Source organism: Nostoc sp. (assembly GCF_036917235.1).
In the GTDB taxonomy this organism is placed as follows: Bacteria; Cyanobacteriota; Cyanobacteriia; order Cyanobacteriales; family Nostocaceae; genus Nostoc.
The window spans coordinates 1-25,715 of record NZ_JBALDU010000037.1 but is presented as its reverse complement, the minus strand read 5'-3'; the positions used below and the strand labels follow the sequence as shown (position 1 = coordinate 25,715).

The window sequence follows — 25,715 nt, the reverse complement described above, 5'->3', positions numbered from 1 at the left end:
ATAAATGATACACTCCACTAGAGGCGAAACTGGTGTTACAAAATTAAACTCACTGCAAAATATCGTTTCAAAGAAAGCATCTGTAACATCCAAATAATTAATATTTTTTTTAATCAAGTCAATTAGTAGAGCAGTATCCAAGCCTAAAGTTTGCCCTGATAACTGGAATAGTCATTATCATGAGGGATGCTCTAACTCAGGAGCAAAATGATAGATTTGCTTTTGGATACCCTGATTTTAAATAAATATGAGACTATAGAAACATTAAAGCAGTCAGAAAAACGTGAGTCAGCAAGACAAACTCTTAGACAAAATTCTCTCTGGGACTTCTGATACAGATATCCCTTTCGCCCAACTGTGGCAACTTTTATATACACTAGGCTTTGAAGAACGGATTCGTGGTGACCATCGTATTTTTGTCAAAGCCGATGTTGAGGAGATATTGAACCTGCAACATAAAAGAGGAAAAGCCAAAAGCTATCAAATTAAACAAGTTCGGGCAGTGATTCTCAAATATAAGCTAGGAAGTAAAAATGATGTTTCGGTATGAAATTATTCTCTACTGGAGTGAATTAGATCGAGCCTTTATTGCTGAAGTTCCAGAGTTATCAGGCTGTGCTGCTGACGGTGATACTTATCAAGAAGCACTGCATAATGTAGAATTAGTTGTGCAGGAATGGATAGAAACTGCCAAGGATTTGGGGCGTCCAGTTCCTGAACCTAGACCACGTTTAATGTACATTTAATTGATACACAAACCAAGTTAAACTGATTTTTTAGCATTATCAGAAATATTTAATACCATATTTAAGATACGGATCGGAAAAATTTTCGCTAAAAGACCTAAAAAATTCTACTGGCTGCCATTATAGTATCTAAGTTATATCGATTCTCATTTGAATGGGTACACGGTATTGCCCATTATTATCAACTTAAGCTCAAATGCTTGTACCACAAGTCGAATTACCCCCCCTTTATAAGGCTATCCATTACCCGGATCTTTCTTAACATTTGCGAGAGTATTCACTCACGCTTTTTCTAACCCTGATTAGTTCGTCATCAATTCTCAATAAAAACCTAATTTTAGCGATAAGGCTAAGAGCCAATCTGTCAAGTATGTTTGACACCTCAGTGTTCAAGATGCCCACAGAACAAGCGTTTCAAGATTGTAAATAAAGATGTGACTAATGGATAGCCTTATAAAGGGGGGAAACAAGAAAATCCGGTTCCCTCCCCAATATATCGGGGAGGTTAGGGTGAGGTAAAAGAATATTTGATACATTAATCATAACTTTTCAAACATCCTCTAAGTGAAAAACTTAGTTACTAGCAACTTTACAAATCACCATAATATGTGATTTGTGTTTGTTAGTAGTATAGTGAATAAGTTGTAGTCCAGAACGTTCTAGTTCTTGGAATAGTTTAGGTATTTCATACTTGTGATGTCGCCAAATAGTAATCTCTTCACCTTTAGAGATTTCAATATTTTTATCTATACCCATCCGACTAAAATTTATAGTGTAATCATGACGTAGTTTCAAATTAGCAACAATACTATCTGTTTTTAAATCGTATTTTCTCACTAGTTCACAATCTTCAGATTGAATCCCAATCTTCTTTTTAACCCATCCATATACTTCTTCTACATGATACTTGCAGCCACCTCTAACTATTCCATCCCATGTAGAGTTAGAACCAGTTTCGTTAGTAAATACTAAAAGATCATTTTTTCCCATGCTATCTCTAAAGTTTTTGAACACCTCATCTCTATTTTGATGATTTCCAATGGTAACTCCTAAGTGTAAAAATATTTTTGCTGTATCGTCAATTTCAAGGCTAGCTTGATTTTGGAATAAACTTTTGGGTACACAACTACTTTCTATGTCAATTGTGGAACTGATAAACTCGACTAGTGGAAACCATTTTATAAAATTGCTTTTGGAGACATTAAGCAATTCTTCACTAATGTCCAAAGCAAGATATTTATTAACTTTTCCTAATTTGTTTAGTCTGCGAATAAAGTTTTTAACTGGATAGGAATTACCTGCACCAACGTCTATAATATTTACTCTCCCACCAATTTTTATATGATCACTCAGGTATTTAAAATTATCTTTTAAAAGGTCAATTTCTACATTTGCTCTTCCATACCATCTAGGAATAGCATATTTCAGATAAAAATCGTTCCAAATCTTTGCACCTCTCCCTTTATAAGAATACTTGAGAGGTATTTCTCGTCTGACTTCTAATGCATGAATTATCCCTAAAACTTCTTCTTCCGAAAAAAGAGAGTAGAACTCAAAACTTGGCTTTGCTGTGCGACTGATAGCAGGTGAAATATCTAAGGGAAGCTGGGAATCGCTATAAAAATTTTGAGCCATTATTCTTGTTCTTTGGTTTTCTTCGGTCTTGAAATTGATTAGCCGCAATGCTTGCTAAAAATGTATTCTCCCATGCCACTGTCCCAAAACTTGGAATTTTCATCACAAAGAACAGGGCTGCTCTCTATCTCATGCCAACTCAATTAATGATTGCAAAACATCCTTGGGTAAAGACGCGATGAATCGCGTCTCTACAAGTGGTCTATTTGTCGCATTCTTTTTTCAAATTGGTATCACATTTCCCACTCTCAAAGAATAAATTGGTTTTTTACAATCAAAATACGAGATAATTTTCCAATGATACAGGGGTGAATTCAGTGGTTCAGCAACCAGAACTCCAGGAAACTTCGTCGATCAAGTCAACCCAGCGTGTGCTTAAGAGTTTAAGCACTTACCGATGGACTTCACTGGGAGCATTAGTCAGCCTGTTGCTGTTGACGATCGCAAACGCTGTAACCCCACAATTATTTCGGTGGGGAATTGATCAAGGCATCACGCAAAAAAACCTCCAAATTGTGCTATATAGTGCCGCCTGGATGGTAGTTGCCGCGATCGCTCGTGGTGTATTTAATTTTGGACAAAGCTATTTAGCAGAAGCAGCGTCTCAAGGTGTTGCTTATGACCTGCGAAACAAAATTTTCAGCAAGATTCAAAATCTCAGTTTCAGCTTTCACGATCAGGCGCAGACTTCCCAACTACTAACCCGTGTCACCAGCGACATTGAGCAGATTCGTACCTTTGTTGGCACTAGCTTAATTCAAGTCGTTGGTTCACTTGTGACATTGGTGAGTATTTCTGTAGTTTTGCTGGTGATGAACTGGCAACTAGCATTGATTACGCTAACGGCAGTGCCCATAGCTGCATGGTTGATGGCACAATTCGTTACTCGGAATGACAAACTTTTTCGGCAAGTACAAGAGCAACTAAGCGATCTCAATGCTGTATTGCAAGAGAATTTGCTAGGAATACGGGTGGTGAAAGCGTTTGTGCGGGAGTCAACCGAAAGGTCGCGTTACACGACTCTAAATGATGGTCTAGTCAGGGCAAACATGAAGACCATTAGCGCCATCCGCAATACCTTCCCGTTCATTTTTTTGGTGAGTAATTTGGTAACATTGGCAGTTTTCGCCTATGGGGGAGCGCAGGTGATTGGAAATCGGTTCTCCATTGGCGAACTGGTGGCGTTTAACTCTTACCTAGCATTGATTCTCCAACCGATTTTGTTAATTGGATTTGCCGCACCCGCGATCGCTCAAGCAGCAGCTTCCGCCGAACGTGTCTACGAAGTTGTGGATGCAGAGGTAGAAATTCGCGATCGCCCCGGCGCTGTCCCCTTTGACACCTGCGGGGGTAGAATTACCTTTGAAAATGTTTCCTTTCGCTATCCCGGAGCGACAACCGAAACTCTGAAAGAAGTATCCTTTGAAACCAAGCCTAACGAGCTAATCGCCGTTCTTGGAATGACTGGTTCGGGAAAAAGCACAATTATGAACTTGATTCCCCGCTTTTACGATGTCACAAAGGGAGCAGTTCGCATTGATGGACGAGATATAAAAAGTTTCACACTCAAAAGCCTCAGATCGCGTATTGGTATTGTCTTTCAGGAAACTACCCTCTTTTCTGGCACAATCCGCGAAAATATTGCCTACGCCAAACCTGATGCCACCTTAGAGCAGGTAATTGAAGTTGCAAAAACTGCCCAAATGCACGATTTTATTAGCGGTCTAGCCAATGGCTACGAGACGATTGTGGGTGAACGGGGCGTGGGCTTATCTGGTGGACAAAAACAGCGAATTGCGATCGCTCGTACCTTACTAACCGATTACAGCATTCTGATTTTAGACGATAGTACCTCGGCTGTAGATGCCAAAACTGCTGCCCAAATTAAAGCTGAACTAGATGGTTTGATGCGCCAAAAAGCTTGTACAACCTTTGTAGTGGCTCAACGCATTAGCACCATTAAAAATGCCGATCGCATTTTTCTCATGGACAAAGGGCGATTAGTAGCACAAGGCACTCACGAAGAATTGATGCAAACCAGCCCACTCTACGGTGTAATTTTGGAATCTCAGGTAAAGCCGAAGGAGAAAAAATGATCTCCAATTAACATAATTAATTTTGCTTACAGCCTTGTAATAAAGACTTTTAATCTAAAATCCAAAATCTAAAATCCAAAATTTTTATGAGAGGCACTATTCCCGTTGTTGCATCCCAGGAAAACGCGAGTCAGCAACTTTCCACCCTGCGGCGCTTTTTACAATACGTGCTACTTTATCGCAAAGAAATTCCCGTCGCCCTGACATTAGTATTAATTGGTGCCATAACTCAGGCAGTTGGGCCATTCTTTCTCGGCTGGTCGATCGATCGTCTGATTGCACAAGGGGATTTGCAAGGACTGCTAATATTGTTAGGGCTACTAGGGCTGAACTATGGACTTGGTGTCTTAGCAATTCGGGGTCAAATTATTCGAGTCGGCTGGATTATGCAGCGATTGCTGGCTCAATTGAGGCAAGATATTTTCATTAAAATCCAAAGTCTGCCACTCAGCTTTTTCGATCGCAGCGAAGCAGGCGATTTAATGAGCCGATTGCTGAATGATGTCAACACCGTGAATCAAGCATTTGGACTAACGATCGCCCAAATGCTGGGCAACACATTCAGTTTGGTGGGCATCGTGATTGCCATGCTCTCAATCAACCTGCAACTTGGTTTGTTGAGCAATCTAGTTGTGCCACTGATGATTTTTACCACAAGCTTATTTGCACGTTGGGCAAGAGTCAGATTTCGCGTCACCCGACAAACCATTGGGGAACTCTCTGCCAAGTTAGAAGAAGATATTGGCAGCGTGCGAGAAGCACAAGCATTTAATCGCGTACAGATGAATATCGCAGAATTCGACGTTCTTAACGCCGCCAATAGAGATGCCAACGTTGAAGCTGTGGCAATTACTTCAGCCTTTTTGCCCTCGATCGATTTTCTCAACACACTAGCAACGGCAGGTGTGCTAGCCTATGGCGGTTATCTGGCGGTAACAGGAGCTGCAACAGTAGGTGTAGTGACATCCTTTTTACTTTACGTCCAGCAGTTCTTCCGCCCGATCCAAATTCTCAGCCAGTTTTATACTCAAGCTCAATCTGCTTTCGCCGGATTAGAGCGAATATTTCTATTACTAGATGAACCATCAGAACTCAAAGATGCACCCGATGCCACAGAAATGCCGCCTATTCAAGGTGAGGTGACATTCGAGAATGTTAAATTTGGCTACAATCCAGATCAACTGGTTCTCAAAGGAGTGAATTTACACGCCTATCCAGGACAGATGGTTGCATTAGTCGGGCCAACCGGTTCGGGAAAAAGTACAATTATTAACTTGATTTTGCGCTTCTATGATGTATCAAGCGGCACAGTGAAAATTGATAATATTGATGTGCGTAGTGTGACTCAAGCAAGTCTGCGCCGACAAATTGGCATCGTCCTGCAAGATAATATTTTGTTCACCGGTACCGTCGCCGAAAATATAGCTTTTGGCGCTCCTTATGCCACTCAAGCTGATATCGAAGCGGCTGCACAACTGTCAAATGTGCATGAGTTCATTACCTCACTACCACAGGGTTATACAACTCAATTAGGTGAACGGGGAGCGCCTCTGAGCCAAGGACAGCGACAACTAATCAGTATTGCTCGTGCGGTATTAATTAATCCCCAAATTCTGATTCTCGATGAAGCCACCAGCAGCATCGATACCCGCACAGAAGCACTAGTACAAAGTGCGATCGCTCGTTTGCTCCAAGGTCGTACCAGTTTCGTAATTGCCCACCGCCTGAGTACGGTTACGCAGGCAGATCGGGTTTTAGTAATTCAGCAAGGACAAATTGTAGAACAAGGTACTCACGCCGAACTCGTTAATCAGCAGGGTGTTTATGCCAACCTTTATGCTCTCCAACTGGGTGCAGCAGACACAATGGTTCTTCAAAATGAAAAGTAAAATATATAGATATATAGCTCAAATTTACTAATTGCCAGCAAAAAAAATGAAGCTCCCTAACCTAGATTCGGAAACCATCGATCGCATCATTGAAATGGCATGGGAAGATAGAACATCTTTTGATGCCATTGAGGCTCAGTTTGGGCTACTGGAGAAACAGGTAATTGCCTTAATGAGGCGCGAAATGAAGGAATCTAGTTTCAAGATGTGGCGAGAGCGAGTCACCAAACGCAATACAAAGCATTTATCTCAGCGAGAATTTATTGCAGGTCGATTTAAATCGCATAATCAAAAAACCTAAGTAATTGGGTAAGCGTAGGCGTAGCCCGTCGTAGACATCGCTCTTTTGTGATATAAACCATCAAGGGCTAAAATGCTGTATAAAAAATAAGCCTGCGATCGCGCTTCGCGTTGCCACAGGCATCGCTTGTACTTATTGAGTGAAAACTACCAAATTCAGAAGCACAATGACGAAAGTTACACTCTACATTGCAGCTAGTTTGGATGGCTACATTGCTCGCAGCGATGGCGGAATTGATTGGCTATCCCTCCTTGATACAGAAGATGAAGACTACGGTTACACTGATTTTTACGAATCTATTGATGCGATCGTTTTAGGTAGCAAGACGTATGAAGTAGGCCTGGGTTTTGAGCGATGGCCTTATCCAGACAAAAAATCCTTCGTATTCACCCAGCGTCATATCCAATCTAACCGTGAGGACGTTGTGTTTGTTTCTGACCCAGTAAAACAGGCGTTAGCTAATATAGAGACTCAAGGTTTTAAAAATATTTGGCTAGTTGGTGGCGGAAAATTAATCAATTCGTTTCTTCAGCACAGCTTGATTGACGAATATATCATTTCAACGATTCCAACTATATTAGGTGGCGGTATATATCTTTTTCCACCACCTACCCCTGAAGAAAAATTGGAGCTGATTAACTCAAAACAATATTCAAGTGGCTTACTTCAATCACATTATAGGCGAAAAGAAAATATTTAAAAGAATTCGTAATTCTTAATGATGTTTGCTACGAATTACGAATTACGAATTAGCTAAAGAAGCTTCTGAACAGCATTACTAAAGTCTTCGTAAGGAGAAACTCCCACAATGGTTTCTGCTAAAATACCATCTTTAAAAATTAAAACTGCTGGAATACTCCGAAGACCGAATTTTTTGAAAATGGGCTTATTGCTGTCAACGTCTACCTTAACGACTTTAGCCCGACCTTTGTATTCTTCGGCAAGTTGATCCATTAACGGACTGACTAGGCGACAGGGGCCACACCAAGTAGCAGTAAAATCAACAACAACGACTTTCTCTTCACTTCCATTTAAAACAACATCAAACTCACTTTCTTCAACGTAAGTAACTATGTCAGTATCAGTAGACATTTTTTAATTCCTTAGTGTCAAACTAAAATTTCAGCAAAAAGCTAACTATACAAACTATACTCCTTTCTGAATGCCAGATTTATTAGTTACCTACATTCATTGGGAAACTCCCACAAATGATTTTTGCTTGCTAAAGTATATTTAGTAACTTATTTTTTTATACGTAGGGCGCGGCATAACACACCCAACCAACCTAATCCAAAACCCATACCTTCAAGGCGTAGAAGCATCAATAGTCATCCTGCTGGCCAAATAATTCTAACAACCCAATTGTGCCAACAAAAAAAGTATAAGTGGCATATTTTATTGGCATTTTTTGTCTTGAAGGTGCATAAAAAGCTGCTATAATGCTTTCAATAAAATGGCTAATCATGGCAAAACGCTCAATCCAAAAAATTGGATTAAGGCTGCTTGGTACATTAATGTTAGTTATTACTGCGTAAATATTCCACGATTCCAATCCAATTGCGCCTGTTATAAGCACTGTAGATATAATTTTTACAAACGTATAAATCTTTTTCTTGATAAACTTTAAGTCCATACTGTTCACAACAATAATATTTAACATATCTACAAAACTTGGAAAATTAACAGACAAGATAATGTGTGTTGTCTAAAAATTTGCCATAAGTCAACCAATTTTATCTCATGATTTCCATTTTTGTAAAAGCCTATAAAAATATAGATATGTTGCAAAGTTAAATTAGCAGAGCTAGCTTTATTTGTACGTTTGTACTACGGGCGCACATCCAGGCGCATCTAAGATGAGATGTTTTTTAACTGGAAGTACCTGAAGTCAATATTCCCAAAATTTTGAGAAGAGAACAGGCTAAAAACTATGAAAAATCAAGATTAAATCACCAGATATTTAAAAAATGACAAAAGTGTGGAATAATACATAAGTGAAAAATTTAATTGCACTCCATACATTGATAATAAATGTAAAGCTATGATTGTTCAACATTACAACTCAATTCATGTTGAAAATAACTTGCTTAAACAAATCAAAATTAAAGAAAATCAGCTAAAAATTGCACAAGAGTCTGAGATGCTTCATGTAGCAGAAGAATTACAGAGTCAATTATTAAAGCTACAGTCTCAATTATCAGAGCCGCAAGAGCAAGACGTTGAAATTCAAGCGTTGATGAGTTTGCTAGACGAATAAGATTGTAAAATTTTGTTGCAAAATTTATTGGAAATACAAAACCTCTGTTGCCTAAAAGCAAAGCATAGCATAGTGATTGTGATGCCTCGGAATGTAGCTTATCTGCTACAGCTTAAGAATTAACAGGACAAGCAAAAGCCATAGAAGAGTGATGATTCTTACTTAGATAAAACGTTGGGGTTTTTGCTGAGTATATGGTTTTTTGCTTTGTGGTACTGAATCAATTTTAAGAATAGGTTTAATTGGGCGCTGTTGCCTTTGATTAAGAATTTGAATTTCTCTCTCAATTGAATCTTTTCCTTGTCTAAAAAAGTCTTGAGAATTATATGGAACCAAGTCACGGGATAAATGTTGAGCTTGTCTTGGAGTCAAACTAGGAACTGCTTGTTCAGCATTGGCAGAAGTCTGTACAGCCAGTAAAAAAGCTGTTGAAAGCACCAAAGGTTTTATTTTTATACATCCGGGGAATATTAGGTTTAACATAGTTGATACATCTGTTGCGTGAATACAGCTTCCAACCATATTAGTGTTGGTCTGATTATAAACAAAGTATACCTATTCCCTTACTAATTACCTCCTACAAATGGATGAATTAATCAGCTAAACTATTAGTACAGTACAGCGTAAATACAGCTACTATCTAAATTAACTAGATAAGTTGCTTAAGCAACTGGTTAAAGTTAGACAAGCCTTCCACTACTTTAAATTTCGATGGATGTTTAAAGCAAGATAATTGTGCTATTCATTAGCTAATGGTATTTTCGCCTTTTGAAACACCTGCTCAACAGTAAATTGCAGTCCTTCAAACAAAAAATCTGTGAGTAGTTCTTCTCCCATATAAGTTTGTGGTGCTGCATCTGGATAAAAAACAGTAATGCTTCTGGCTTTACTATCTAATACCCATACCCGCAGCACCTTAGCATCCAAATAGTCTTTGGCTTTAGCCGCCATTTGTCCAAAGGTTTGTCCTGGAGAAATAATCTCAATCACCAAATCAGGAGGAACAGAACATATTCCTTCTTGCTCCCAATCAAGGGGTAAACGTTCATTAGAAATATATAAAATATCAGGTATTGGCATCCAATCTCGTCCTCGACGAGTTAATGCGATAGCTAATTCTGGGCAAACTTCTCCTTTCCCCTCACAGCATTGCTCAATTAAATTGAGAAGGGCGCGGGTAAGTTTAGAGTGGAATTTTTTTGGTGACATTTTAGGAATTACTTGACCATCAACAAGTTCGTAGGTGATATCTCCCTCGCCTGGTGGAAGATTCAAGAACTCTTGCAAAGTTAATTGATTTTTTCCTTGGAGTATCATGGCTCATTAATTCGTAATTGAAGGACAGAGCAACTAACTTTTATTCTGACTCCTAAATTCTGACTCCTGAATTCTTCTTCAAATTGTTTACATTCCTCGCAATACTTGCCGAATAATATCTGATGGCACTTCATCGGTAATTGTTACTACACCAATCTCTGTTGGTAAAACAAACCGAACTTTCCCGGCTTTGACTTTCTTATCTAACTGCAACGCCTCAATAATTGCTTCAATATCTAACCCATCTGGTAACTGAGTCGGTAAACCTGCTTTTTGAATTAAAGCATTTTGACGTTCTGTGTCTTCCTTTTGCCACAATCCTAAATCCACAGCAATTTGACCGGCTGCTACCATACCAATAGCCACCGCTTCACCATGATTTACTAGACGATAACCAGTCAAACTTTCTACTGTATGACCGATGGTATGTCCATAGTTGAGAATTGCGCGTAATCCGCCTTCTTTTTCATCTTTGCCAACAACATCAGCTTTTGCTTGACAAGAGCGCGTTAATATGTTCGTTATTAAGTCAGGTTTTACATAGCGGAGTTGGTCGAGGCGTTTACTTGCTTCTAACTGGGCAAACAATTCGGCATCCCAAATCACACCGTACTTAATAACTTCTGCCATCCCTGCTCGAAACTCGCGCATAGGTAGAGTTTTTAACACATCTGGGTCAATCAAAACCAAACGCGGTTGATGAAATGCCCCAATTAAGTTTTTACCGCGGGGATGATTCACACCAGTTTTGCCACCAATTGCCGAATCTACCATCGCCAACAAAGAGGTAGGCACTTGGACAACATTAATACCGCGCAGCCAAGTTGCGGCTGCAAAGCCAGTCATATCACCAATTACACCTCCGCCCAAAGCCACCATCGTAGAAGAACGTTCTAGGCGGTTTTCTAAGGCTACATCGTAAAGCTTTTGGATGGAATTGAGGGTTTTGTAGCGTTCACCAGGCGGTAGAGTGCAGCTAGCAACTTCAAATCCAGCAGATTTTAGGGATGTAATTACTCTTTCGCCAAAATGCTTAAAAATCGTCGGATTAGAAACTAGCAGTACCTTCTTGCCCAGATTGAGACTGGCCATCTGTTGACCTAGTTGATCTAAACTCGAAGGTGCGTTAGCGTAGCTCAACGTTCGCGTAGCGTCTCGAAGAGAAGTTATCGCAATCTCATAAGACTGCTCTGGTAAATTTACATTAATTACAGAAGTCATTGGCCAACCCCAAACAAGCGCTCGTGGGCTGTATTGTATCGCAATCTAGGAAATGGGAAGTAAAGAATCTGACTCAGGACTCAGCACGGGCTAAACGCCCCGCTTCCGCTAACAGCACTCGGAACTGTTTTGCCCTATGCCCAATACCCAACAACTAATGATTCAATAGATTTAGGAAGTATTCTGGAGAGCAATAAATGTTTGCAATTGTATCTTATATCGTCTTCTTGGGTTTATTCTTTGGCTTATCTGTAGGTTTGCTGTTCGGTTTACGGACTGCCAAGATAATTTAATCAAGAGGTATATTTAACCCCAGACTCTTGTGGGGCGGGCATCTTGCCTGCCCTCAGTTTATCAATATCCTATAAAATCTTTACTTTTTCACCAAGTTCGCATTGGCGGATTTGGTGAAAGTGCTGTAGGCTTTAGTCTGTCGGCACTTACTCTTTGATGTTGACAAGAAGTTAATTGTTTTTTCCTAAAGTATTGTTACCGCATCGTGATATGATTCAGCTGACTGAATGTGCAGTCATCATATTTAACTGTACTGGTTTCAAGTCCCGTGAGCTTGTCTGACGAATCAATTGCGCCCACTCCGACAACGCAACAAGATGCTAAAACTGGTTCTGAAGACACAGAATCAGGTAACTCCATGCAAGAGTTCCATCAACTCTTCCAGCGATTGTTGGTAATCACGCTTGTCTTGACGGGGGTTATTTTTATCTCTGTGTGGATTTTTTATTCCTTAAACATTGCCCTAAATTATTTAATTGGGGCGTGTACAGGTGTGGTTTACTTAAAAATGTTGGCTAGAGACGTTGAGCAGCTTGGTAGTGAAAAAACCAGTCTGAGCAAAACTCGTTTTGCTCTATTTATGGGAGTCATGATCGTGGCAACTCAATGGCGTGAGCTACAGATTTTGCCCATTTTTTTGGGATTTCTAACTTACAAAGCCACGCTATTCGTCTATATGGTGCAAATTGCGTTCATTCCTGATTCTTAAAAAGTCAGGCTCACAAAGATAGTAATCCCATCCTCGCTCGTTGGGGAAAATGCTTGAAGAATGCAAATGCTTAGTGTCTTAAACGCCTTTAATTCTTTTCCCCTCGCCGAATTAGAAGTAGGACATCATTTCTACTGGCAGTTGGGCAATCTTAAAATTCATGGGCAAGTTTTTCTCACCTCATGGTTTGTGATTAGTATTCTAGTAGTGGCTTCAATAGCTGCGACTCGAAATGCACAAAGAATTCCCAAGGGCATCCAAAATTTGATGGAATATGCCCTAGAATTTATTCGTGATTTGGCCAAAAACCAACTCGGTGAGAAAGAGTACCGCCCTTGGGTGCCATTTATTGGCACATTGTTCTTGTTTATTTTCGTATCGAACTGGTCAGGTGCGCTAATTCCCTGGAAGCTCATCAAGCTACCTTCGGGCGAATTGGCAGCTCCCACCAATGACATCAATACGACTGTTGCGTTGGCATTGCTGACTTCCTTGGCGTACTTTTACGCAGGTTTTAGCAAACGGGGTTTAGGCTACTTTAAGAAATATATAGAGCCAACACCCATTTTGTTGCCGATCGCAATTCTAGAAGATTTCACCAAGCCCCTCTCCCTAAGCTTCCGGCTATTTGGTAATATTTTGGCGGATGAATTGGTAGTAGCGGTGCTGGTGCTGCTAGTTCCTCTATTTGTACCTCTGCCTGTAATGGCCTTGGGCTTATTTACCAGTGCCATTCAAGCCCTGGTTTTCGCCACCCTCGCCGGAGCATACATTCATGAGGCAATGGAGGGGCATGGCGGAGAAGAACATGAGGAGCATTAAACTTCTCAGCTGATAGCACAGTTCCCAGAGCATATTCGCTCAAAACATCGCAAAGCGCGATCAAAAGAACTCATGTGCAGCGTGAAAACCACGTTTCTAATCGTTAACGTACTTTTGTTAGTTTTGTAATCAAAGCAAGGAAAATCAACATGGATCCATTAGTTCAGGCTGCTTCAGTTCTCGCTGCTGCTTTAGCGATTGGTTTAGCTGCAATTGGCCCTGGTATCGGTCAAGGAAATGCTGCTGGACAAGCAGTAGAAGGTATTGCTCGTCAACCTGAAGCAGAAGGAAAAATTCGCGGTACTCTGCTATTAACCTTGGCATTCATGGAATCTTTGACTATCTATGGTCTAGTAATTGCCCTGGTATTGCTGTTTGCTAACCCCTTCGCCTAATACTTGAAAGTTTTTGTGAGTGTGGAGACGTGAACCATCACGCCTCTACAATCGAAATGTTTTGGGTATCTTAATAGTTCTAATGTTCAGTTGACCCTTATTGGCTATGGGTCTCTAAAATATGAAAGGTTGGATGATGTTGCTAGCCACGAAAACTGCTACTCCAGCCAAAGAGGAGACAAATGTTTGATTTCGATGCTACCTTGCCCTTCATGGCATTGCAATTCCTGCTACTAGCAGCTTTGTTGAATGCAATTTTCTATAAGCCACTGACCAAGGTACTAGACGATCGCGATAATTATATCCGAACGAATACCCTGGAAGCGCGGGAGAGCTTGGCTAAAGCCGAGCGCTTGGCTACCGAGTATGAACAGCAACTCGCAGACGCTCGCAGACAATCGCAAGCAACTGTAGAAGCAGCTCAACTCGAAGCTAAGAAAATTACTGCTGAGAAAATCGCTGAGGCCCAAAAGGAAGCTCAGACTCAACGTGAACAAGCTGCTGTTGAAATAGAACAACAAAAGCAGGAAGCTTTTCGCACCTTAGAGCAACAAGTTGATGCTTTAAGCCGGCAGATTCTAGAAAAACTATTGGGGCCAACTCCAGTTAGATAAGCTAACTAGACTGGTTCTGTGAAAGCATACGCGCAACTGGCCACTAGTCCAGAGCGCCAAATTTAAGTGTCAAAAAAAGGCACTTTTTCCCCTTCTGGGGAAAGATACTTAATTTCCTTACGGGGAAAAGATACTTAAATTTCCTTCAGGGAAAATACAACGTATTAGCAGCGAACAGCGCACTTGTAAATGGGTATCATGGGGACATTCTTATTACTTGCCGCAGAAGCGAACGCTGTTCACTCTGAATTGGCAGAAGGCGCAGCAGAAGGTGGTTTCGGTCTAAACCTAGACATTTTTGAAACCAATCTGATTAATCTAGCGATTCTGATTGGCATACTATTCTACTTCGGACGTAAGGTTTTAAGCAATATCCTGAACGAGCGACAATCCAATATTGCCACTGCAATTCAGGAAGCAGAAGGGCGCTTAAAAGAGGCAAAGACTGCCCTTTCAAAAGCGCAAGAGCAATTGAAGCAATCTCAGGCAGAAGCAGAACGTATCCGCCAATCGGCTGTAGAAAACGCTCAAAAATCGAAAGAAGCCTTGTTAGCGAAGGCAGCGCAAGACGTAGAACGCTTGAAACAAACAGCAGCAGCAGATTTAAACAGTGAAACCGATCGAGCGATCGCTCAACTGCGGCAACGGGTTGCTACACTAGCATTGCAAAAAGTCGAATCGCAACTCAAAACCGGGATTGCCGACGATGCTCAACAAAGTTTAATTGACCGTAGCATCGCACAACTGGGAGGCAATGTATGACAAGTCAAGTAGCTTCAGCCGAAGTAGCCCAACCTTATGCACAGGCACTTTTGTCAATAGCGCAATCGAAAAATTTGACAGAAGAGTTTGGGGAAGATGCGCGTACTTTCCTGGGACTGCTCAGGGCAGACAAACAGCTACACAACTTCTTCAGCAACCCGTTTATTCAATCTGAGAACAAAAAAGCTCTCATCAAACAAATACTCGGTGAAGGCGCTAATCCCTACTTACGCAATTTTTTGCTAATACTGGTAGATAAGCGGCGCATTGCATTCTTGGAAGATATTTTTCAACAGTATCTGGCGCTGTTGCGGCAGCTGAATCAAACCGTATTAGCGGAAGTAATTTCAGCCGTTCCCCTCACAGAAGCTCAACAGCAGGCAATCATCCAAAAGGTCATCGCCATCTCCAATGCTCGCCAGGTAGAACTAGAAACCAGGGTAGACAGCGAGTTAATTGGTGGTGTGATCATTAAAGTAGGCTCGCAGGTAATTGACGCTAGTATCCGGGGTCAGTTGCGCCGCCTTTCATTGCGTTTAACCAGTGGTTAGAAAGTTAGGAGTTAGGAGTTAGGAGTTAGAAGTTAGAAGTTAGAAGTTAGGAGTTAAGTAAATAGTAATTTATTTTGACTTTTAACTTGTCATTTTTGCATTTTTAACTCATCACTCTTAACTCATCACTCCTAACTGTTAACTCCTAACTCTTGAATTTTTCCGTCTCGAAAGCAAACAAGATAGACACATGAGTATATCAATTAGACCTGACGAAATTAGCAGCATTATCCAACAACAAATCGAGCAATACGATCAAGAGGTCAAAGTTGCTAACGTTGGTACTGTTCTCCAAGTTGGTGACGGTATTGCCCGGATTTATGGTCTGGAAAAGGCTATGTCTGGGGAACTTTTGGAATTTGAAGATGGCACAATTGGCATCGCCCAAAACTTAGAAGAAGACAACGTGGGCGCGGTGCTGATGGGTGAAGGGCTAGAAATTCAAGAAGGTAGTTCTGTAACTGCCACTGGTAGAATTGCTCAGATTCCAGTCGGAGAAGCCTTAATTGGACGAGTTGTAGACGCTTTGGGTCGCCCCATTGATGGTAAGGGAGACATCAAGTCCTCAGAAAGCCGTTTGATTGAATCTCCAGCACCCGGTATCATTGCCCGTCGGTCTGTACACGAACCCATGCAAACGGGTATCACAGCTATTGACTCAATGATTCCTATTGGTCGCGGTCAACGGGAATTGATTATTGGCGATCGCCAAACCGGAAAAACTGCGATCGCGATCGACACCATCATCAACCAAAAAGAAGAAGATGTAATTTGTGTCTACGTTGCGATCGGTCAAAAGGCTTCCACAGTTGCTAACGTGGTGCAAACATTGCAAGAAAAAGGCGCGATGGATTACACCGTCGTCGTCGCCGCTAGCGCCAGTGAACCTGCAACCCTACAATATCTAGCTCCCTACACAGGCGCAACTATTGCTGAGTACTTCATGTACAAAGGCAAAGCTACCCTGGTAATTTATGATGACCTTTCCAAGCAAGCCCAAGCTTATCGGCAAATGTCACTACTGCTGCGTCGTCCACCAGGACGTGAAGCTTACCCCGGAGATGTATTCTACATTCACTCCCGCTTGTTAGAAAGAGCCGCAAAGCTGAGTGACGAATTAGGTAAAGGCAGTATGACCGCCCTACCAATTATCGAAACCCAAGCTGGTGACGTTTCAGCATACATCCCCACCAACGTAATTTCTATTACCGATGGTCAGATATTCCTATCTTCTGACTTGTTTAACGCTGGTATCCGTCCCGCTGTAAACCCCGGTATTTCAGTATCCCGTGTGGGTTCTGCCGCTCAAACCAAGGCAATGAAAAAAGTTGCCGGTAAGATTAAATTGGAACTAGCCCAATTTGACGACCTGCAAGCTTTCGCACAATTTGCTTCTGACTTAGATAAAGCCACTCAAGACCAGTTGGCACGGGGTCAACGGTTGCGCGAACTCCTCAAGCAGCCACAAAATTCGCCACTCTCGGTATACGAGCAAGTAGCAATTTTATACGCTGGCATTAATGGTTACTTAGATGATGTACCTGTAAATCAAGTAACCACCTTCACTGCGGGTCTACGTGAGTACTTAAAGACTGGCAAGACCCAGTATGCTCAAGGAGTACAAGCATCTAAAGCACTAGGTGACGCAGAAGAAGCTGCTTTGAAGGAAGCACTTACCGAATACAAAAAGACCTTCAAAGCTACAGCGTAATTAAAGTGAGGAGTGAAGAGTTAAGAGTTAAAAGTTAATGAAATACTCCTAGCTCTTAACTCCTAACTCCTAACTCCTAACTCCTAACTCAAGAATATGGCCAATCTAAAAGCAATACGCGATCGCATCCAGTCGGTCAAAAACACCAAAAAAATCACAGAAGCCATGCGTCTCGTAGCTGCGGCTAGAGTGCGTCGGGCGCAAGAACAAGTGCTAGCAACTCGCCCCTTTGCCGATCGCTTGGCACAAGTATTGTATGGTTTGCAAAGCCGTCTGCGCTTTGAAGAAGCAAACTTACCACTACTGAAAAAACGCCAAGTTAAGTCAGTCGGGTTGTTGGTTATTTCAGGCGATCGCGGTTTATGCGGCGGCTATAATAATAACGTTATCCGTCGTGCAGAAAACCGCGCCAAAGAAATCAAGGCAGAAGGTTTAAACTATCAATTTGTGCTAGTCGGACGCAAAGCAACACAATACTTTCAACGCCGCGATCAGCCCATTGATGCTACCTACAGCGGCCTAGAGCAAATTCCCACCGCAGCGGAAGCTAATCAGATCGCCGATCAACTACTTTCCTTGTTCCTTTCGGAAGAAGTTGACCGCATCGAATTAATCTATACCAGATTCCTTTCCTTAGTTAGCTCCCGTCCTGTGATCCAAACCCTACTGCCCCTCGATCCACAAGGTCTAGAAGCAGCCGATGATGAAGTCTTCCGCTTGACAACCCGCGGCGGTAAATTTGAAGTCGAACGGGAAAAAGTGACTAGCCAAGCCCGCACGTTGGCTCCTGACATGATCTTCGAGCAAGATCCAGTGCAGATTCTCGATTCTCTATTGCCCCTGTATCTGAGTAACCAGCTATTGCGGGCGCTGCAAGAATCGGCAGCTAGTGAACTAGCAGCGCGGATGACAGCCATGAGTAATGCCAGTGAAAATGCTGGTGAACTGATTAACACCCTCACCTTGTCTTACAACAAAGCTCGACAAGCTGCAATTACTCAAGAACTCCTTGAGGTTGTGGGCGGTGCTGAAGCACTAACTTAGGGTATAGCTAATTATTTATTTGTAGTGCGTTGTAATATATAGCCAATTGCTAATTATTTTAAGATTAGCAATTGGCTATTTTAGTATTGGGGACTTTTAATTATGTCTATTAACACATTTCAAGAATTGCGTATTATAATTGAAGTATGAAGCGCATGGGTCCGTCACGGTTTCGACAGGTTGGCGAACGCTGCTCTGTGATTCAGGTCGAGAGTGAGTCTCCTCTCGGAAATCAAAGGCTCAAACAAAAAGTAAATGCGAATAACATCGTTAGCTTTGCTCGTAAGGATGCTCTAGTAGCTGCCTAAACACCTCTTATAGGTTCGAGCGTCTTCGGTTTGACTCCGTTAAGGACTGAAGACCAAACCCCAACGGATGCTCTAGCAAGCGTTCTCTGGTTGGCTTGCTGGCTAAGATCAAATCAGAGCATCCTACGTTCGGGATAATGAACGATTCCCGCCTTGAGGGTCAGAAAGGCTAAACCTGTGAATGAGCGGGGAGTCAATACCCAATTTGGACAGCAGTTCGACTCTGCTCGGATCCACTAAAGATAGTAACAAGTCCACTTGACACTGTGATGTGTAAGTGGACTTTGTTTTATGGGAAACTCCCATCAGAATTTTCTATAATGCACAGCTAACTTGAGTTCAACGGCTAATATAGCAATACCGTTCAGTTAAGCCCAAGTAATAGAAAGAAGCGCAACAAGCACTATCTCTGCAACAAGCACGAACCCGTCCAATACGGTTCGGTTAAGGTTTTTTGATGAAAATTCTAGATCGCAAAGACGCGATTCATCGCCGTCTCTTGCCTTAACTATCTCTGCAAAAAACAGGAACTTGTCAAGAAGGTAATCGTGATTGTCACCCACGATTTAGCGATCGCAAAACGAAACCAGTGATTCGAGTCCAAGATGGTTTAACAGATTCGTCTATCTATCCCCGTCCCTCTACAGGCTACGACGCTGAATCTAACTACAGCCTACAAAAACTTTTTTGAGAAACGTGCTGGATTTCCTAAATTCAAATCAAAACATGGTAAACAGTCTATCCAGTATCCTCAAAACGTCAAGATTGTAGATGGCAATGTCAAACTCCCCGGCAATATCGGGATAGTCAAAGCCAAAATACACAGAGCGATTGAGGGGAAAGTCAAGACTGTTACTATAAGCAAAACGCCCTCTGGCAAATACCTTGCATCTATCCTGACTGAGTTAGAGGGTGAAAATCCGGTTATTTCAAAAGGTAAGATATATGGGATTGATCTAGGCTTGAAACACTTTGCTATCGTCACTGATGGCAAAAAGGTTTCCAAATACGATAACCCTAAACACCTTGCCAAACACGAGAAAAACCTCAAGCGTAAGCAGAAAAAGTTAGCACGTAAGCAAAAAGGGAGTAAGTCAAGAAATAGATATAGAAAAGTTGTTGCCAAGGTGTATGAGCGAGTTAGTAATTCACGGCAGGATTTTCTACATAAACTTAGTTATAAGTTGGTCAGCGATAGCCAAGCTGTTATAGTAGAGAATCTTCATGTTAAAGGCATGGTGACGCTCGAAGACTCGCTAACGCTACGCTATCGTAATCACAAATTGGCGAAATCAATATCTGATGTAGGGTGGGGAACATTCACTAACTTTCTAGCTTATAAACTAGAACGCAGAGGTGGAAAGTTTGTTGAGATTGATAGGTGGTTCCCCAGTTCCAAGCTCTGTTCTAATTGTTTGTATCAAATAGGTGAGATGCCATTGGATGTCCGTGAATGGACTTGTCCTCATTGCAATACTCATCACGATCGGGACGCGAACGCCGCACAGAACATTAGAGTAGAAGGCATCAGAATGCTTGCATTGAGCGCAGCCGAAATGATAAAGGCGGAAGGTTCATCCGTCTCTGCTGTAGGAAGGGAGGTAAGTCCTACTCTTGGGCGAAAGTCTAAGTTTAGGCACTCCCCCGTGATTACAGAAGCCCCACCCTCAGCCGAAGGCAGGGTGGGGTAGTTCACTTAGCTAATTATGCTGTTTCTGGGTTTGTGTGCGTGCCCTTCCAAACCTCCTTCCCCTTTTTTTCAGTACCCGTCGTAGTCGATCTGCACTCAAGTTTACTTGACGTTCAGACGCCAGTTTTTTTGCTAATTGTTTAGAATTATAAGTCTCTGACTCTTGAGCTAAACAATTTTCGAGATAAACCAAATCCGATTCCGAATATCGGGGTTTTCCTCCTCGACCAGGAGCATCCCATAAACCTGCTAAACCCATTTTTTCCCAGCGATGAAGGGTTTGACGCACTGTTGAAATCGCCCAGTTCAAGCCTTTTGCAATTTGCTCATTTTTTAAGCCACGAGTATTCAGCAGTAAAACTTGAGCACGATCCTTAGTACGTTGAGGAACATCTTTGGCTTTTCTCAACTCTTCTAAAGTTAGCTTTTCCTCTTCTGTGAGAAACACTTTTAATCGGCATCCCATAAAAAATAACCTTTTACAAAATCAATTTTTGTCATTTTTGTATCTATTTACGTCTGTATACTGAATTACTTAAGTATTTCACCATACATTCGAGAAAACTAAACTACAAGTATTAAGGATGTCAGCGTCTATAAGGCTGCAACACGATCGGTATTGGCTTGAGAACACTATCAAAGTTTGTAATTTTTCATCAACAATGGATTTTTATAAAAAGTTCGGCACATCAAGATTACACATTAACCTATATAGGCAAACTTATCTGATAGCCTGAAGCTGTAGCTTATAGCTATGAAAAGAAAAATTTTTTAGCGTTGTTATCTTGATTAATGTTTAAAGTCGATAATAAAGGACTGTATCATTAAATTCCTGAGATTATTCCTATGCTTACGCAGGTTTATCGAAACTTTAAGAATCCTTTTTACCCTAGTTTCCATTTTGATAAGCGGAAAAAGATATACAAGCCTAGTTCCTTTTTATTCAACTAGTCTCTGGAAATTTGACTTGATTATCTCCAAAAAAATATCTGTTTTACCAACTTTACATAAAGTTTATATTCCATGTCCTATATTTTTGATTAAGACAACAACAGATTGAATATCTATTGAATAAACTAATGTTAACAGCCTATTCGATGCCTTTTGGAAGTCTAATAAGGTTTGTCCTACTTTTCCCACCTTTCCCACCTTTCCTACTTTTCCCACCTTTCCCACCTTTCCTACTTTTTCTAATTAAGGGAGTATCTGAAAAAAATATTTTTCTACTTAAAAAATATATTCTCTGACAATATTAAGCATCACAAGTAATTTAGACTTGGTACGTAGACCAGCAATCTAATATTGTTTAAATTATGCTGTTCTAGTTAAAAAATATAATTGCTATGATATTTTTGAATTAAAATAAAACCAGATAAATAGCAAAAATAATTACTCAGTAAAACTTAGGAATAAATTAATATTTAGTAGATTTTTTGAGTCACATTTTTTGCTAAAAAACAGCAATATTTGATACAAGTTAAATTTTTCAAAAACTGATATTCATTACAACTTCAAATAAAAATAATAGAGAGAATGGGGGCAGAAGAAAAACCTGTTAATTTGCGCTCGGAGACGAATAATGGTATCGATGTCTACGACCGGCAAGGCCCACGAAGAGAACGTTCAACATCGGCTAACTATACAAACTGTAGAAATTGCCCCTAACACAACGGCGATTCGCTCTCTTGACTGGGATCGCGATCGCTTTGATATCGAATTCGGACTGCAAAACGGTACAACCTACAATTCATATCTAATTAGGGGCGAACAAACAGTTCTGATTGATACTTCTCACCAGAAGTTTCGCGATCTGTATTTAGAGACTCTCAAAGGTCTTGTCAACCCCAAAACAATTGATTACATAATTGTCAGCCACACAGAGCCAGACCATAGCGGCTTAGTAGAAGATGTCCTCCAGTTAGCTCCTAGAGCTACAGTTTTAGCCTCAAAAGTTGCACTTCAGTTTTTGGAAGGTTTGGTTCACGATCCTTTTTCCAAGCGGGTTGTGAAAACTGGCGATCGCATCGATATCGGCAAAGGCCACGAAATGGAATTCGTGAGTGCGCCTAACCTACACTGGCCGGATACAATCTTTAGCTTTGACCGCAAAACCCAAATTCTCTACACCTGTGATGCTTTTGGGATGCATTTTTGTGACGATCGCACCTTCGATGAAGATTTAGAAGCGATTGAAGCTGACTTTAGATTTTACTACGACTGCTTAATGGGTCCTAACGCTCGTTCGCTGCTGAATGCGATGAAGCGGATGGGCGATCTCGGAAAGATTAATATTATCGCAAATGGTCACGGGCCACTATTATACCACCATTTAGATGTTCTGACCGGGTGCTACGAAAATTGGAGCCAAAAACAAGCTAAAGCAGAAACAACAGTTGGCTTGTTTTTCGTCTCAGAATATGGGTATGGCGAACGCCTTGGTCACGCAATTGCCGAAGGTATCCTGAAAACTGGCGTTGGCGTAGAAGTACTGGATCTGAGTACTGCTGGGAGCCAAGAAATTCAAGAACTAGCCGGGAGAGCAACTGGGATCATTATCGGTATGCCCTCGACTACCGCCGCCGCCGCCCAAGCTAGTATCAGTTCGGTGCTAGCTGTTGCTAAAAACAAGCAATTTCTTGGGCTGTTTGAATGTTACGGTGGGGATGATGAACCCATTGATACACTCCGCAGACAATTTCTTGACTCTGGCATCAAAGAAGCTTTCCCACCCATTCGGATTAAAGAGGCTCCCACAGCATCAACATTTCAGTTGTGTGAAGAAGCGGGTAAAGACTTGGGACAATTGTTAGTGCGCGATCGCAACATCAAGCAAATTAAGTCCCTTGATGTCAACATGGAAAAGGCACTGGGTCGCATTAGTAGTGGACTGTATATAGTCACCACTAAAAAAGATAATGCCTCAAGTGCAATGCTGGCATCCTGGGTAACGCAAGCGAGTTTGCAACCCTTAGGATTGACAATTGCCGTTGCGAAAGACCGCGCCATTGATTCCTTAATGCAAGTAGGCGATCGCTTCGTCCTCAACGTTTTGGAAGAAGGCAATTTTCAAGAACTCAAGAAACACTTCCTCAAGCGCTTACATCCTGGTGCTGACCGCTTTGCAGGAGTAAAAACTCAAACCGCAAAAAACGGTTCTCCGATTCTGACAGATGCTTTGGCATACATGGAATGTGAAATACAGACCAGTATGGAATGCAGCGACCACTGGATTTTATACTGCACAGTCCAAGAAGGTCGTGTCTCCAAAAACGATGGATTGACAGCCGTTCGCCATCGCAAAGTAGGTAATTACTACTAGGGATTAGGTATTGGGTATTGGGTATTGGGGATTGGGAAAACTCTTCCCGAGTCCCCATTCCCCATTCCCCAGTCCCCATTCCCGAGTCCCCAGTCCCCAGTCCCCATTCCCGAGTCCCCAGTCTCTGTTCCCCAACTATAAAACAGCTATGACCAATTCCAAGCCACGCGACGTACAAGTTCTACCAATTGCTACAAATACTAAGGCGATCAGAGCACGTAGTTGGTCACGTCTGCGGTTTGAAATTGAATACGCACTTGAAAGAGGTACTACCTCCAATTGCTATTTAATTGAAGCTGATAAAACCGCACTTATCGATCCACCGCCAGAAAGCTTTACCGAAATTTATTTAGAGGCATTGCGGCAGACTTTAGATTTACAAAGTTTGGATTATATAATCCTGGGTCATTTTAGTCCCAATCGAGTTGCAACCCTCAAAGCAATTTTAGAACTGGCACCACAGGTAACTTTTGTCTGTTCTCTTCCTGGTGCGAACAATTTGCGTGCTGCTTTCTTAGAGCAAGATTTAAATGTCTTGGTGATGCGGGGGAAAGAAACTCTGGATTTAGGTAAGGGTCATGTTTTGAAATTCTTTCCCACTCCTAGTCCGCGTTGGCCGGAAGGACTTTGTACCTACGATCAGCAAACCCAAATCCTCTACACAGATAAGTTATTTGCAACTCATCTCTGTGGTGATGAAGTGTTTGATGATAACTGGGAAGCCCTCAAAGAAGACCAGCGTTACTACTTTAACTGCCTGATGGCTCCCCAAATTCCTCATGTGCAAGCAGCTTTGGAGAAAATATCAGATTTGCAGGTGAGAATGTATGCTGTGGGACACGGACCCTTGGTACGCACCAGTTTAATCGAACTTACCAAAGCTTACGGAGAATGGAGCCGTTCTCACAACGATCGCGAAATTTCCGTTGCCCTACTTTACGCTTCAGCTTACGGAAATACAGCGACTTTAGCACAAGCGATCGCTCTGGGATTAACTAAAGGTGGAGTCGCAGTCAAATCAATCAACTGCGAATTTGCTACCCCTGATGAAATTCGCATCAACCTCGCACAGTCAGAGGGTTTTATCATTGGTTCTCCTACTATCGGTGGTCATGCGCCAACTCCCATTCATACTGCTTTAGGGATTGTGCTATCAAGCGGGGACAACAGCAAACTCGCTGGGGTTTTTGGTTCCTATGGCTGGAGTGGCGAAGCATTTGACTTAATCGAAGGTAAACTCCGGGATGCTGGATATCGATTTGGTTTTGACACTTTGAAGGTGAAGTTTAAACCTGATGATGTCACCCTCAAGTTTTGTGAAGAATTAGGTACAGACTTTGCCCAAGCATTGAAAAAGGCTAAAAAAGTACGCGTACCCCAACAAGCCGCTACCCCAGTAGAACAGGCTGTTGGTCGAATTGTTGGTTCCGTTTGCGTGGTGACAGCCAAACAAGGAGAAGTGTCTACTGCGATGTTAGGCGCTTGGGTTTCTCAAGCCACCTTCAATCCACCCGGAATAACTGTTGCGATCGCTAAAGAGCGAGCAATCGAATCTTTGATGTATCCAGGCGGTAAGTTTGCCTTAAATATTCTACCTGAAGGCAATCATCAAGATTACATGAAGCATTTCCGTAAATCTTTCGCCCCTGGGGAAGATCGATTTGCCAACTTTAGTACAGCAGTTGCAGATAATGGCTGTACTGTCCTCACCGACGCATTAGCATATTTGGAATGTTCAGTCAACCAACGGCTGGAATGTGGCGATCACTGGGTTGTATATGCAACTGTGGACGAAGGTAAATTACTCAAGCCTGATGCTGTGACTGCCATCAACCATCGGAAAACAGGCACTCATTATTAATATAGTGAGAAGTTTAACTTAACAAAATCGCCTTGGCTATAGAGCTAAGGCATTTGATGACAAAAATTCTCTTTTTTATTGTGGGGTGGGCATCCTGCCATTGGTGTCAAGTTAAGAAAATTAGAGTTTTGTCAAGTGGGTAAAACTCAATGGTTAAACTGAACACAATGGTG

At 41.7% G+C, this 25,715-nt stretch carries 25 protein-coding genes, 1 other RNA gene and 1 pseudogene; 20 read left to right on the top strand and 7 right to left on the bottom strand.

Annotated elements, in window-relative coordinates:
- The first annotated feature begins 283 nt into the window (after positions 1–283).
- Together V7K44_RS13265 and V7K44_RS13260 are read left to right on the top strand one after the other, a co-directional pair.
- A complete protein-coding gene (locus V7K44_RS13265) occupies positions 284–550 on the top strand; it encodes a toxin HicA (RefSeq protein ID WP_099103576.1) in 267 nt (88 codons plus the stop codon).
- Positions 534–746: a type II toxin-antitoxin system HicB family antitoxin gene (locus V7K44_RS13260; RefSeq protein WP_099103575.1), complete on the top strand. Its 213-nt coding sequence runs from the start codon at positions 534–536 to the stop codon at positions 744–746. Before V7K44_RS13265 ends, V7K44_RS13260 begins: the two co-directional genes overlap by 17 nt.
- 573 nt (positions 747–1,319) lie before the next feature.
- On the opposite strand, the gene V7K44_RS13255 is transcribed toward V7K44_RS13260, so the two are convergent.
- On the bottom strand, positions 1,320–2,381 hold the full coding sequence (locus V7K44_RS13255; protein WP_334932093.1) for an L-histidine N(alpha)-methyltransferase: 1,062 nt from the start codon (positions 2,379–2,381) through the stop codon (positions 1,320–1,322).
- A gap of 317 nt (positions 2,382–2,698) precedes the next feature.
- On the opposite strand from V7K44_RS13255, the gene V7K44_RS13250 reads away from it, so the two are divergent.
- The 4 genes from V7K44_RS13250 (at position 2,699) to V7K44_RS13235 (ending at position 7,367) form a co-directional block, all read left to right on the top strand.
- Positions 2,699–4,477, top strand: coding sequence for an ABC transporter ATP-binding protein (locus V7K44_RS13250; RefSeq protein WP_334932091.1), 1,779 nt, complete (start codon positions 2,699–2,701; stop codon positions 4,475–4,477).
- Between the two features lie 86 nt (positions 4,478–4,563).
- Positions 4,564–6,366 (top strand): ABC transporter ATP-binding protein, encoded by a 1,803-nt coding sequence (locus V7K44_RS13245; protein ID WP_334932090.1) that lies wholly within the window; start codon positions 4,564–4,566, stop codon positions 6,364–6,366.
- 46 nt (positions 6,367–6,412) lie between these two features.
- On the top strand, positions 6,413–6,667 hold the full coding sequence (locus V7K44_RS13240) for a TIGR03643 family protein (protein WP_292729005.1): 255 nt from the start codon (positions 6,413–6,415) through the stop codon (positions 6,665–6,667).
- 166 nt (positions 6,668–6,833) lie between these two features.
- Positions 6,834–7,367, top strand: coding sequence for a dihydrofolate reductase family protein (locus V7K44_RS13235; RefSeq protein WP_334932089.1), 534 nt, complete (start codon positions 6,834–6,836; stop codon positions 7,365–7,367).
- 53 nt (positions 7,368–7,420) lie between these two features.
- Here the strand turns inward: V7K44_RS13235 and trxA are convergent, their stop codons facing one another.
- Together trxA and V7K44_RS13225 are read right to left on the bottom strand one after the other, a co-directional pair.
- On the bottom strand, positions 7,421–7,759 hold the full coding sequence (gene trxA / locus V7K44_RS13230) for a thioredoxin (protein ID WP_289795041.1): 339 nt from the start codon (positions 7,757–7,759) through the stop codon (positions 7,421–7,423).
- 229 nt (positions 7,760–7,988) lie between these two features.
- The gene (locus V7K44_RS13225) at positions 7,989–8,300 is read right to left on the bottom strand and encodes a hypothetical protein (RefSeq protein WP_442940684.1); all 312 of its coding nucleotides are present in this window, start codon (positions 8,298–8,300) and stop codon (positions 7,989–7,991) included.
- 408 nt (positions 8,301–8,708) lie between these two features.
- Here V7K44_RS13225 and V7K44_RS13220 point away from each other — a divergent pair, with 408 nt between their 5' ends.
- Entirely contained in the window at positions 8,709–8,924 is a 216-nt protein-coding gene (locus V7K44_RS13220) for a hypothetical protein (RefSeq protein WP_334932085.1), read from the top strand.
- Positions 8,925–9,086: 162 nt separating this feature from the next.
- Here the strand turns inward: V7K44_RS13220 and V7K44_RS13215 are convergent, their stop codons facing one another.
- The 3 genes from V7K44_RS13215 to aroB form a co-directional block, all read right to left on the bottom strand.
- Positions 9,087–9,407 carry a hypothetical protein gene (locus tag V7K44_RS13215; RefSeq protein ID WP_334932083.1) on the bottom strand — a complete coding sequence of 107 codons (321 nt, stop codon included), beginning with the start codon at positions 9,405–9,407 and terminating at the stop codon, positions 9,087–9,089.
- A gap of 255 nt (positions 9,408–9,662) precedes the next feature.
- Entirely contained in the window at positions 9,663–10,241 is a 579-nt protein-coding gene (locus V7K44_RS13210) for a Uma2 family endonuclease (RefSeq protein ID WP_334932081.1), read from the bottom strand.
- An 87-nt stretch (positions 10,242–10,328) separates the two neighbouring features.
- On the bottom strand, positions 10,329–11,462 hold the full coding sequence (gene aroB, locus V7K44_RS13205) for a 3-dehydroquinate synthase (protein WP_334932079.1): 1,134 nt from the start codon (positions 11,460–11,462) through the stop codon (positions 10,329–10,331).
- Between the two features lie 197 nt (positions 11,463–11,659).
- Here aroB and petL point away from each other — a divergent pair, with 197 nt between their 5' ends.
- The 11 genes and pseudogenes from petL to V7K44_RS13150 all read left to right on the top strand — a co-directional run.
- Positions 11,660–11,755: a cytochrome b6-f complex subunit PetL gene (petL, locus tag V7K44_RS13200; protein ID WP_099101760.1), complete on the top strand. Its 96-nt coding sequence runs from the start codon at positions 11,660–11,662 to the stop codon at positions 11,753–11,755.
- 269 nt (positions 11,756–12,024) lie between these two features.
- Positions 12,025–12,465: an ATP synthase subunit I gene (locus V7K44_RS13195; RefSeq protein WP_334719948.1), complete on the top strand. Its 441-nt coding sequence runs from the start codon at positions 12,025–12,027 to the stop codon at positions 12,463–12,465.
- A gap of 60 nt (positions 12,466–12,525) precedes the next feature.
- A complete protein-coding gene (gene atpB / locus V7K44_RS13190; RefSeq protein ID WP_273762315.1) occupies positions 12,526–13,287 on the top strand; it encodes a F0F1 ATP synthase subunit A in 762 nt (253 codons plus the stop codon).
- Between the two features lie 149 nt (positions 13,288–13,436).
- Complete coding sequence (gene atpE / locus V7K44_RS13185; protein WP_013192016.1) at positions 13,437–13,682, top strand: ATP synthase F0 subunit C; 246 nt, start codon at positions 13,437–13,439, stop codon at positions 13,680–13,682.
- A 182-nt stretch (positions 13,683–13,864) separates the two neighbouring features.
- Positions 13,865–14,296 carry a F0F1 ATP synthase subunit B' gene (locus V7K44_RS13180; RefSeq protein WP_094351161.1) on the top strand — a complete coding sequence of 144 codons (432 nt, stop codon included), beginning with the start codon at positions 13,865–13,867 and terminating at the stop codon, positions 14,294–14,296.
- A gap of 189 nt (positions 14,297–14,485) precedes the next feature.
- The gene (locus V7K44_RS13175) at positions 14,486–15,058 is read left to right on the top strand and encodes a F0F1 ATP synthase subunit B (protein WP_334932078.1); all 573 of its coding nucleotides are present in this window, start codon (positions 14,486–14,488) and stop codon (positions 15,056–15,058) included.
- On the top strand, positions 15,055–15,609 hold the full coding sequence (gene atpH, locus V7K44_RS13170) for an ATP synthase F1 subunit delta (protein WP_289795033.1): 555 nt from the start codon (positions 15,055–15,057) through the stop codon (positions 15,607–15,609). Before V7K44_RS13175 ends, atpH begins: the two co-directional genes overlap by 4 nt.
- 190 nt (positions 15,610–15,799) lie before the next feature.
- Positions 15,800–17,320 carry a F0F1 ATP synthase subunit alpha gene (atpA, locus tag V7K44_RS13165; protein WP_334932072.1) on the top strand — a complete coding sequence of 507 codons (1,521 nt, stop codon included), beginning with the start codon at positions 15,800–15,802 and terminating at the stop codon, positions 17,318–17,320.
- A gap of 96 nt (positions 17,321–17,416) precedes the next feature.
- Positions 17,417–18,364: a F0F1 ATP synthase subunit gamma gene (locus V7K44_RS13160; RefSeq protein WP_334839352.1), complete on the top strand. Its 948-nt coding sequence runs from the start codon at positions 17,417–17,419 to the stop codon at positions 18,362–18,364.
- Positions 18,365–18,521: 157 nt separating this feature from the next.
- Positions 18,522–18,911: a transfer-messenger RNA gene (gene ssrA / locus V7K44_RS13155) on the top strand.
- A 402-nt stretch (positions 18,912–19,313) separates the two neighbouring features.
- Positions 19,314–20,363: pseudogene (locus V7K44_RS13150) on the top strand (RNA-guided endonuclease InsQ/TnpB family protein); the annotation flags it as partial.
- Positions 20,364–20,372: 9 nt separating this feature from the next.
- Here the strand turns inward: V7K44_RS13150 and V7K44_RS13145 are convergent.
- The gene (locus tag V7K44_RS13145; protein WP_334932070.1) at positions 20,373–20,828 is read right to left on the bottom strand and encodes a helix-turn-helix domain-containing protein; all 456 of its coding nucleotides are present in this window, start codon (positions 20,826–20,828) and stop codon (positions 20,373–20,375) included.
- A gap of 1,113 nt (positions 20,829–21,941) precedes the next feature.
- Here V7K44_RS13145 and V7K44_RS13140 point away from each other — a divergent pair.
- Together V7K44_RS13140 and V7K44_RS13135 are read left to right on the top strand one after the other, a co-directional pair.
- Positions 21,942–23,681: a diflavin flavoprotein gene (locus tag V7K44_RS13140; protein ID WP_334932068.1), complete on the top strand. Its 1,740-nt coding sequence runs from the start codon at positions 21,942–21,944 to the stop codon at positions 23,679–23,681.
- Positions 23,682–23,829: 148 nt separating this feature from the next.
- A complete protein-coding gene (locus V7K44_RS13135) occupies positions 23,830–25,542 on the top strand; it encodes a diflavin flavoprotein (protein WP_334932066.1) in 1,713 nt (570 codons plus the stop codon).
- The last annotated feature ends 173 nt before the right edge of the window (positions 25,543–25,715 follow it).